Below are 7,770 nucleotides of genomic sequence, written 5' to 3'. Positions count from 1 at the left end.
GGAGAGCAGCACTTCACCCTTCGCTGCGAACCCCAGCCGTTCGTACCAGGTGCACAGCCTCGTGTTGGCTGTACAGGTTGCGGTGTGCTCACTTTCCGGGCCGTCCTGGCGTAACGGTGTGCGCGCGGCGCCCGTAACCGGAAGGATGGCGACGGGAGGGAGCCGGACATGGACGAGAAGGAAACACTCCGGGTGGGCGCAGCGGTCCGCCGACAGCGCAGGTCCCTGGGACTCACCCTGGCCGCCGTCGCCTCGCGCAGCGGCCTTTCCGTACCGTTCCTCAGCCAGATCGAGAACGAACGCGCCAGACCCAGCGCCCGGTCGCTCGACCGGGTCGCCGAGGCCCTGGAGACCACCACGGCCCGGCTGCGCGCCGCCGCGGACTCCGCGCGCGCGGTCGACGTCGTGCGCGCCGCCCACGAGGACGGGGTGCACCGGGTGGTCCGCGGGCGCCATCAGCTCAGCGCCCTGGAGTTCACCGGGGAGCTCGACCTCGGGCGCGAGTTCCAGCACCGCAACGACGAGCTCCTGTACGTCGCGGAGGGCGCCGCCGAAGTGGAGGCCGAGGGCCGGGCCTACCGGCTCGTCCAGGGCGACACCCTCTTCCTGTCCGGCGGGGTCCGCCACCGCTGGCGGGCCACCCTCCCCGGCACACGGCTGCTGTGCGTCGCGGTCGCCGAACACATCGACGCGACGTCCGACCCCCGGCGCTGAGCGCGTCCGGGGGCCGTGGGGGGGACGCCCCTCAGGCGGTACGGGCCGCCACCGGGGCCGGCCGCTGCGGCGCCGCGAGCAGCGCCCCGCTGAGCAGCCCGCGCACCGTGCGCGCCCCCGCCACCGCCCATGCCGCCACCAGCAGCACGTACAGCGCGACGGCCAGCCAGGTGAACGCGGTCAGCCCGGTGTGCCGGGCCAGTCCGGCGGCGCCCGTCACACACGTGCCGACGGGGAACGTGAAGCCCCACCAGGTCATCGAGAACGTCATGCCGCCCCCCGCCGCCCGCACCACCAGCGCCACCGCCAGGGCCAGCCACATCAGGGCGAAGCCCATCACCGGCACCCCGTACAGCACCGCGAAGGCCCGCAGCGCCGAGGCGTACGGGCCTCCGATCGCGCCCGGCGCCACATCGGCCAGCGCGTTGACCGCGGTCGTCGACTGGCCCAGCGGACCGAGCACCAGGAACAGGGTGGGCGTCAGGGCGAGCGGCAGTGGGCCCCCGTGCACCAGCCGGCCGTAGACCAGCGGGAGCATGACCAGCGTCGCCAGCAGGCTCAGCCCGAACATCGCGTAGCAGCCCAGCAGCAGCGCCTCGCGCCCCTGCCCCGGGGGCAGCTCCGCCACGAGCAGCGGGCCGAGCGCGGCCGACACCATCGGCGCCACCACCGGCAGCAGCCACACCGGGGACGCGGTGCCCGGCTCGGGGCGGTGGCGCACGATCATGAGGTACGGGACCGCCACGGCCGCCACCAGACCGGTCACCGTGCCCGCCGTGTACAGGACCACGTCCAGCGCGAGCGCCGCCCGGTGCCCGATGAGGTCCTTGCCCACGGTCATGCCCGAGCCCCCGACGGCCAGCAGCGCCATCGACAGGCAGCCGTAGAACGGTGCGACGGCCTGGTCCGCGAGATGGGCGCGCGCCTGGTCGCGGTGGGCCGCCCAGTGCCCGGCGCGGGCGGCCAGCACGGCGGCGAGCAGCAGCGCCGAGCCCAGCCACACCACGGTGCACGCGCCGCGCAGCCCGGGCACGTGCACCGGCAGCGCCGCACCGGCGCTCGCGACGATCGCGGTGCCCATCACGGTGGCGTACCAGTTGGGGCCGAAGTGACGCAGCGTGGGCCGCCGGAGGGTGCCGGAGTACGGGGGAGAGGTGCGGGTCCGCAGATGGATGGCCATGCCACGATTCTTTCGGGCCGCATCGGACCCCACCAGGGAGCACCGCCCTATGAGGTCATAAGGTGGACTTATGTCCAGCGAACCGCCCGCCCCCCTGTCCCACCGGGTGCCCGACCTGGGCGCGCTGGAACTGCTCCTCGCCGTCGCCCGGCACGGCAGCCTCGGCCGGGCCGCCCGGGACGTCGGCATCACCCAGCCCGCCGCCAGCAGCCGCGTCCGCTCGATGGAACGGCAGCTCGGCCTCGCCCTCCTCGACCGCTCGCCCCGGGGCTCCCGGCTCACCGACGCGGGCGCCCTGGTCACCGACTGGGCGCGCCGGGTCGTGGAGGCCGCCGAGGCGTTCGACGCGGGCGCCCAGGCCCTGCGCGACCGCCGCGACTCCCGATTGCGGGTCGCCGCCTCCATGACCATCGCCGAATACCTGCTCCCCGGCTGGCTCATCGCCCTGCGCGCCGAACGCCCCGGCACCGCCGTCTCGCTGCTCGCCGGGAACTCCGCGGTGGTCGCCGAGCGGCTGCTGAGCGGCGAGGCGGACCTGGGCTTCGTGGAGGGCCTGTCCGTTCCGGAAGGGCTCGACGGCACGGTCATCGCCCACGACCGCCTCGTCGTCGTGGTCGCCCCCGCCCACCCGTGGGCCCGCCGCCGCACCCCGCTGACCCCGGGCGAGCTGGCCGCGACCCCGCTGATCCTGCGCGAGCACGGCTCCGGCACCCGCCAGGTCCTGGACGCCGCGCTCGCCGTCCACGGACCGCTGGCCCCGCCGCTCCTGGAACTCTCCTCGACCACCGCCGTCAAGGGCGCGGCGGAGAGCGGCGCCGGCCCCTGCGTCCTGAGCGAGCTCGCGCTCGGCGAGGAGCTGTCCGCCCGCCGCCTGGTCAAGGTCCCCATCGCCGGGGCCCGGCTGCGCCGCCAGCTGCGCGCGGTCTGGCCCTCGGGCCACCGCCCCGCGGGCCCGGCCCGCGACCTGCTCGCCCTGACCCGGTCGGAACCGTCCGGGGGGCACGGCCTGGTGTCTTGACCCGCAGGGTTGTTGACGAGGCTGATCGGGGGTTGGTCTCCGAGTGCGGTGTGGCAGCGGTGGTGGTTGCAGGTGCGGAGGAAGTCCGCCAGGGCCGCTGTCCGCTCGTCGTTGGAAGTGCGGGGCTTCAGGTGGGCCCATGCGTCGGCGAGGGTGCGGTTGAAGCGTTCGACTTCGCCGTTGGTCTGAGGCCGGTAGGGGCGGGTGAGGGGACAGGGCCGGTCCACGCGGGTCCGAGCTTGCGGGTCCGGCGCAGATCGCAGACGTGGACCTCGATCGCGGCCGCCGTGCGGTGCGGTGTCGTCAAGGCCTGCTGGAGCGGTCGGCCAGGCCCGCTTCGCCCCCGGCCCGCCACCGCCGCACCCATTGATGTGCGGTCGCCCGCGAGATCCCCGTCTCGGCAGCGACATGGGCGACCGGACGACCGGACACGACACGTTCGACCAGCAGACGCCTCCCGAAGACCGTCAGCCGGGCATCACGGCGGGGTACGAAGACCTCCGGGCGGTGAGTTCCTGGACAGCTCCCACCACACCGGAGGTCTTCGCCTCTGACCCAAATCCCCGTGTCGACAACGCTCGTGACCAATACACCTAGGGGGCGCCGTTCTTTCCCTGGTCATAGGCGTCGCGATGGGTGAGGACCTCCTCCATATTGGTCTCCGCCCACTTCTTGATGTCCCGCATGACCTGCTGGAGCGAGTGGCCGAGATCGGTGAGCTCATAGCTGACGGTGACGGGCACGGTCGGGGTCACCGTCCTGGTCACCATCCCGTCCCGCTCCAGCGCGCGCAGGGTCTGCGTCAGCATCTTCTGGCTCACGCCCGAGATCCGGCGCGACAACTCGGAGAAGCGCAGGGGCCGCGCCTCTCCGACGGTGGTCTCCCCGGGGCGCGGGCCGTCCCCGCCGAGCGCGGCGAGCACGAGGGCGACCCACTTGTCGGAAATCCGCTCCAGGAGCCGGCGGCTGGGGCAGAGCGCGAGAAACGCGTCGTACTCCCGCTTGGCCTCGGCTCGTCGCTCGGACGCGGTGCTGGTCGCCATGGGGCAGCCATCTCCTCGGTTCGGTGACTTACTTACTTCAAGGTGCCTACTTCCCAGTGGTAACCGGGTTCTTCCATGCTGGTGTCCCGGAGCAGGGAGAGCAAGACCCCACACGAGCCCTGCGGGAATAGGGAATTGATGATGAATCAGGTAATTTCGCGGCGAGCTGTGGTCCGCGTTCCGTCCGGTCCCCAGTCCATCGAGACCGTCGAGGCGCCGGTAGCCGAGCCGGGGGCCGGGGAGATCCGCGTGAGAATCGCCGCTGCGGCTGTCAACCCGGTCGACCTGGGCGTGGCCTCAGGCGTCTTCCACCGGCTGGGCATGGTCCACCAGCCCGACTGGACAGGTCTCGGCTGGGACTTCGCCGGCACCGTCGAGGCCGCCGGGCCGGACGTCGAGCTGCGGGCCGGCAGCCGGGTCGCCGGCTTCCTCGACGGTTTCGACCGCGACCACGGCTCCCACGCCGAGCACCTTGTCGTCCCCGCCGCGAACGTCGCCGCCGTACCGGACGGAGTCGACCTCGTCGCGGCGGCCACGGTGCCGCTCAACGCCACCGCCGCCGCCCAGGCCGTCCACCTCGTCGGCGAGGCGCCGAGCGACGCCCGGCGGCTGCTGGTGACCGGTGCGGCCGGTGTGGTGGGCGCGTACGCCGCCGTGCTCGCCCAGGAGCGCGGCTGGCAGGTGACCGGACTGGCGCGGGCGGCCGACGAGCCGTTCGTCCGCGGCCTGCGCGTCGACTTCACCACCGAACCCGGCCGGGGATGGGACGCCGTCCTCGACGCCGGAGCCCTCCAGGCGCCGGCCCTCGGGGCGGTGCACGACGGCGGCCGCTTCGTGGGCGTGCAGCCCGCCGCCAGGCTCCCCGAGGAACGCGGCATCACCGTCGAGGTGATCTTCGCCCGCCCCGACGGCCCGCTGCTCGCCGGTCTGCTGGAGCGGGTGGCGGCGGGGCAGCTGCCGACGCGCGTCCACACCGTCGTGCCGCTCGACAAGGCGGCCGACGCCTACCGGGCGATGGCGGAGGGCGGCGTCCGAGGGCGGATCGTCCTCGTCCCCTGACGCCACGTCACGCGTACCCGACGACCACGACACTCTCCTACGTCAGGACAGCCGATGCTCACCACGCTTGCCACCGTCGTCGCCGGTCTCCTCGGCGCGGGCCTCATCCTCATGGGCGCGAACGCCTTCGTCAGACCGCGGGACGCCGTCGGTTTCGGCATTCCCGGCGCTCCGGTCGAGGACCCCGGATTCCAGTCCTGGCTGCGCGTGAAGGGGCTGCGGGAGATCGGGCCCGGTGCCTTCCTCTTCGTACTGATGGCCGTCGCGAGCTCGTCGGTCCTCGGTTGGTACCTCCTGGTGTTCGGCCTGATACCCGCCGGGGACGCGCTGGTCGTGCTGCGCAGCGGCGGGCCGAAGGCGACCGCGTACGGAGTCCACGCCGCGACCTCCGCAGTGATGCTGCTGACCGGCGTCGGACTCCTGGTCTGACTGGGCCCGGCCCTGAAAAAGGGGGCGACGTGCCGGGCCGGGCACGACACCCTGTCGGGGTACGGCACCCACCGAAAGGACGCCCCATGAGCACACCGCCGCACCTGAGACGCGCCGGCGCGGACGACGCCGCCGAGGTCACCCGGCTGCGCCTGGTCATGTTCGCTTCCATGGGCCTCGTCCCGGAGCCCGGCTGGACCCCGGTGTGCGAGGCGTACTTCCGCGAACGGCTCGTCGGCGACCCGCAGTTCGTCGCCTATGTGATCGACGCCGGGGACCGGCTGCTGTCCAGCACGGCGGGCCAGTACACGTGGTCCCTGCCCCGGCCGGGCCGTGCCCCGTACGTCGGGCACATCGCCTCGGTCGCCACCGACCCGGGCCACCGGCGGCAGGGATACGCCCGCCTGACCTTCCGGGCCGTCCACGACCACCTGGTCGAGGCCGGGTGCTCCCGGATCAACCTGACCGCGACCCCCGAGGGCGAGGGCCTGTACCGCTCGCTGGGTTACGGAGACCCCTCCGGGCCGATGCCGCTGACCTGGACCCGACCGGGGGAGACGCACCGATGACCACCACCGCACCGCCCGCGCAGGGCGTCCGCCACCCCTGGTCCGGCCTGCCCGCCACCGTACGCGCAGCCGTCGAGGACATCCTCGGCGCACCGGTCACCGAGGCCCGCAGCCAGAGCGGCGGCTTCTCGCCCGGGGTCGCCGCCCGGGTCCGGCTCGCGAACGGCGGCCGGGCCTTCGTCAAGGCGGTGAGCGCCGAGGTGAACCCGGACAGCCCGGACATGCACCGCGCCGAGGCCCGCTTCACGGCAGCCCTGCCGCGGCACGCCCCGGCGCCCCGGCTGCTCGGCTCGTACGACGACGGCAGCTGCGTCGCCCTCGTGCTGGAGGACATCGACGGCCGCCAGCCCCGGGTGCCCTGGGACCGGACCGAGCTGGACCGGGTCCTGACGGCCGTCGGCGACCTCTCCCGCGCCCTCACCCCGGCCCCGGCCGACGTGACCGCGGCCGCCTGGGGCAAGTCCTCGATGTTCGACGGCTGGCGCACTCTGCATGCCGCCGGCGGCGACGCCCGCCTCGACCCCTGGGCCGCCGGCCACCTCGCCGCCCTCGCGGAGCTGGAGACCGGCTGGTCCGAGGCCGCCGCCGGGGACACCCTCGCCCACAGCGACCTGCGCGCCGACAACATCCTGCTCACCGAGGACCGCACCGTCTTCGTGGACTGGCCGCACGCGGTGCGCGCCGCGCCCTGGTTCGACCTGCTGGTGATGCTCCCGTGCGTGGCGGCCCAGGGCTACGCCTCCGGAGAGGGCGGCCCCGGCCCGGAGGCCCTGTTCACCGCCCACCCGCTCGGCCGGGACGCGGACCCCGGCGCCGTCACCGCCGTACTCGCCGCCGTCGCCGGGTACTTCGCGGAGCACGCGCTGCGCCCAGCCCCGCCCGGCCTGCCGACGCTCCGGGCCTTCCAGGCCGCCCAGGGCGCCGCCGCCCTGACCTGGCTGCGCCAACGGATCGGCTAGCGCTCCACCGCCTCCACCAGCCCCCGCACCACGCGGAAGTCGTCGCCCATCTCCGGATGCCACTGCACCGCCAGGACCCAGTGGTCGCCGGGGAGTTCCACCGCCTCCACGGTGCCGTCCGCCGCGTGCGCCGACGCCACCAGGCCGGAGCCGATCCGGTCCACGGCCTGGTGGTGGTAGGCCGGGACCTCGCACGGGTCGGGCACCAGCGAGGCGTACCGGGTGCCCGGGACCGGCGTCACCGGGTGCGAGCCGAACACGCCCGTCGCCCCGCCCGGACCGCCGTGGCCGTCCAGATGCTGGGTCAGGGTGCCCCCGCACACCACGTTCAGCAGCTGCATCCCCCGGCACACCCCGAGCAACGGCGTCCCCGACTCCAGCGCCGCCCCGATCAGAGCCGCCTCCCAGAGGGCGCGCTCCGGCGCCGGCGGCCCGGTGCGCGGGTCGCGCGCGGCCCCGTACCGCGCCGGGTCCACATCGGGACCGCCCGCCACCACCACCGCGTCCAGCCGGGCCACGGTCGCGGCCGCCAGGTCCGGCGCGTCCGGCGGCAGCAACACGGCCAGGCCGCCCGCCTCCCGCACCATCCGGGCGTACCCGGCGGGCACCAGCGCCGCCGGCAGGTCCCAGACGCCCCAGCGCGCCGAAGCCACCAGTCAGGTGCTGATCCCGACCAGCGGACGGCTCACCGGTGCACTCCCTCGTACGGCGCGCGGAACACCCCGGCACCGCACCCACAACACCCGGCCTGCCCATAGATTTGGGTACGCGCCAGCCGGCCCGCGAGGAGAGGACCCGT

9 protein-coding genes and 2 pseudogenes are annotated in these 7,770 nt (G+C 74.5%); 6 read left to right on the top strand and 5 right to left on the bottom strand.

What is annotated here, in order from left to right; all coding sequences use genetic code 11:
- Positions 1 to 168: 168 nt before the first annotated feature.
- On the top strand, positions 169 to 714 hold the full coding sequence (locus ABZ565_RS15600; protein WP_143625543.1) for a helix-turn-helix transcriptional regulator: 546 nt from the start codon (positions 169 to 171) through the stop codon (positions 712 to 714).
- A 31-nt stretch (positions 715 to 745) separates the two neighbouring features.
- Here ABZ565_RS15600 and ABZ565_RS15595 read toward each other — a convergent pair whose 3' ends face one another.
- A complete protein-coding gene (locus ABZ565_RS15595) occupies positions 746 to 1,894 on the bottom strand; it encodes a TDT family transporter (RefSeq protein ID WP_361025914.1) in 1,149 nt (382 codons plus the stop codon).
- A 70-nt stretch (positions 1,895 to 1,964) separates the two neighbouring features.
- Between ABZ565_RS15595 and ABZ565_RS15590 the strand changes: the two genes are divergently transcribed.
- Complete coding sequence (locus ABZ565_RS15590; protein ID WP_361025886.1) at positions 1,965 to 2,912, top strand: LysR family transcriptional regulator; 948 nt, start codon at positions 1,965 to 1,967, stop codon at positions 2,910 to 2,912.
- On the opposite strand, the pseudogene ABZ565_RS15585 reads toward ABZ565_RS15590, so the two are convergent.
- The 3 genes and pseudogenes from ABZ565_RS15585 to ABZ565_RS15575 form a co-directional block, all read right to left on the bottom strand.
- Positions 2,903 to 3,118, bottom strand: a pseudogene (locus ABZ565_RS15585) (integrase core domain-containing protein); the annotation flags it as partial. The gene ABZ565_RS15590 and the pseudogene ABZ565_RS15585 sit on opposite strands and share 10 nt — an antisense overlap.
- Before the next feature lie 100 nt (positions 3,119 to 3,218).
- Positions 3,219 to 3,383 (bottom strand): annotated as a pseudogene (locus ABZ565_RS15580) (leucine zipper domain-containing protein); the annotation flags it as partial.
- A 122-nt stretch (positions 3,384 to 3,505) separates the two neighbouring features.
- On the bottom strand, positions 3,506 to 3,955 hold the full coding sequence (locus ABZ565_RS15575) for a helix-turn-helix domain-containing protein (protein ID WP_361025884.1): 450 nt from the start codon (positions 3,953 to 3,955) through the stop codon (positions 3,506 to 3,508).
- Positions 3,956 to 4,204: 249 nt separating this feature from the next.
- On the opposite strand from ABZ565_RS15575, the gene ABZ565_RS15570 reads away from it, so the two are divergent.
- The 4 genes from ABZ565_RS15570 to ABZ565_RS15555 all read left to right on the top strand — a co-directional run bounded on the left by ABZ565_RS15570 (position 4,205) and on the right by ABZ565_RS15555 (position 6,971).
- Positions 4,205 to 5,014: a zinc-binding dehydrogenase gene (locus ABZ565_RS15570; protein WP_361025881.1), complete on the top strand. Its 810-nt coding sequence runs from the start codon at positions 4,205 to 4,207 to the stop codon at positions 5,012 to 5,014.
- 54 nt (positions 5,015 to 5,068) lie between these two features.
- Positions 5,069 to 5,443: a DUF4267 domain-containing protein gene (locus ABZ565_RS15565; protein WP_361025878.1), complete on the top strand. Its 375-nt coding sequence runs from the start codon at positions 5,069 to 5,071 to the stop codon at positions 5,441 to 5,443.
- Between the two features lie 86 nt (positions 5,444 to 5,529).
- Entirely contained in the window at positions 5,530 to 6,012 is a 483-nt protein-coding gene (locus ABZ565_RS15560) for a GNAT family N-acetyltransferase (protein WP_361025875.1), read from the top strand.
- Positions 6,009 to 6,971, top strand: coding sequence for an aminoglycoside phosphotransferase family protein (locus tag ABZ565_RS15555; RefSeq protein WP_361025872.1), 963 nt, complete (start codon positions 6,009 to 6,011; stop codon positions 6,969 to 6,971). The genes ABZ565_RS15560 and ABZ565_RS15555 overlap by 4 nt, the downstream gene beginning before the upstream one ends.
- On the opposite strand, the gene ABZ565_RS15550 is transcribed toward ABZ565_RS15555, so the two are convergent.
- Positions 6,968 to 7,627, bottom strand: a complete 660-nt coding sequence (locus ABZ565_RS15550) for a gamma-glutamyl-gamma-aminobutyrate hydrolase family protein (RefSeq protein ID WP_361025911.1) — start codon at positions 7,625 to 7,627, stop codon at positions 6,968 to 6,970. The genes ABZ565_RS15555 and ABZ565_RS15550 overlap by 4 nt on opposite strands.
- Positions 7,628 to 7,770 lie beyond the last annotated feature (143 nt).

Source organism: Streptomyces sp. NPDC016469, assembly GCF_040632905.1.
Taxonomy (GTDB): Bacteria; Actinomycetota; Actinomycetes; order Streptomycetales; family Streptomycetaceae; genus Streptomyces.
The sequence above is the reverse complement of the archived record's forward strand: the minus strand, read 5'-3'. Positions and strand labels throughout refer to the sequence as shown.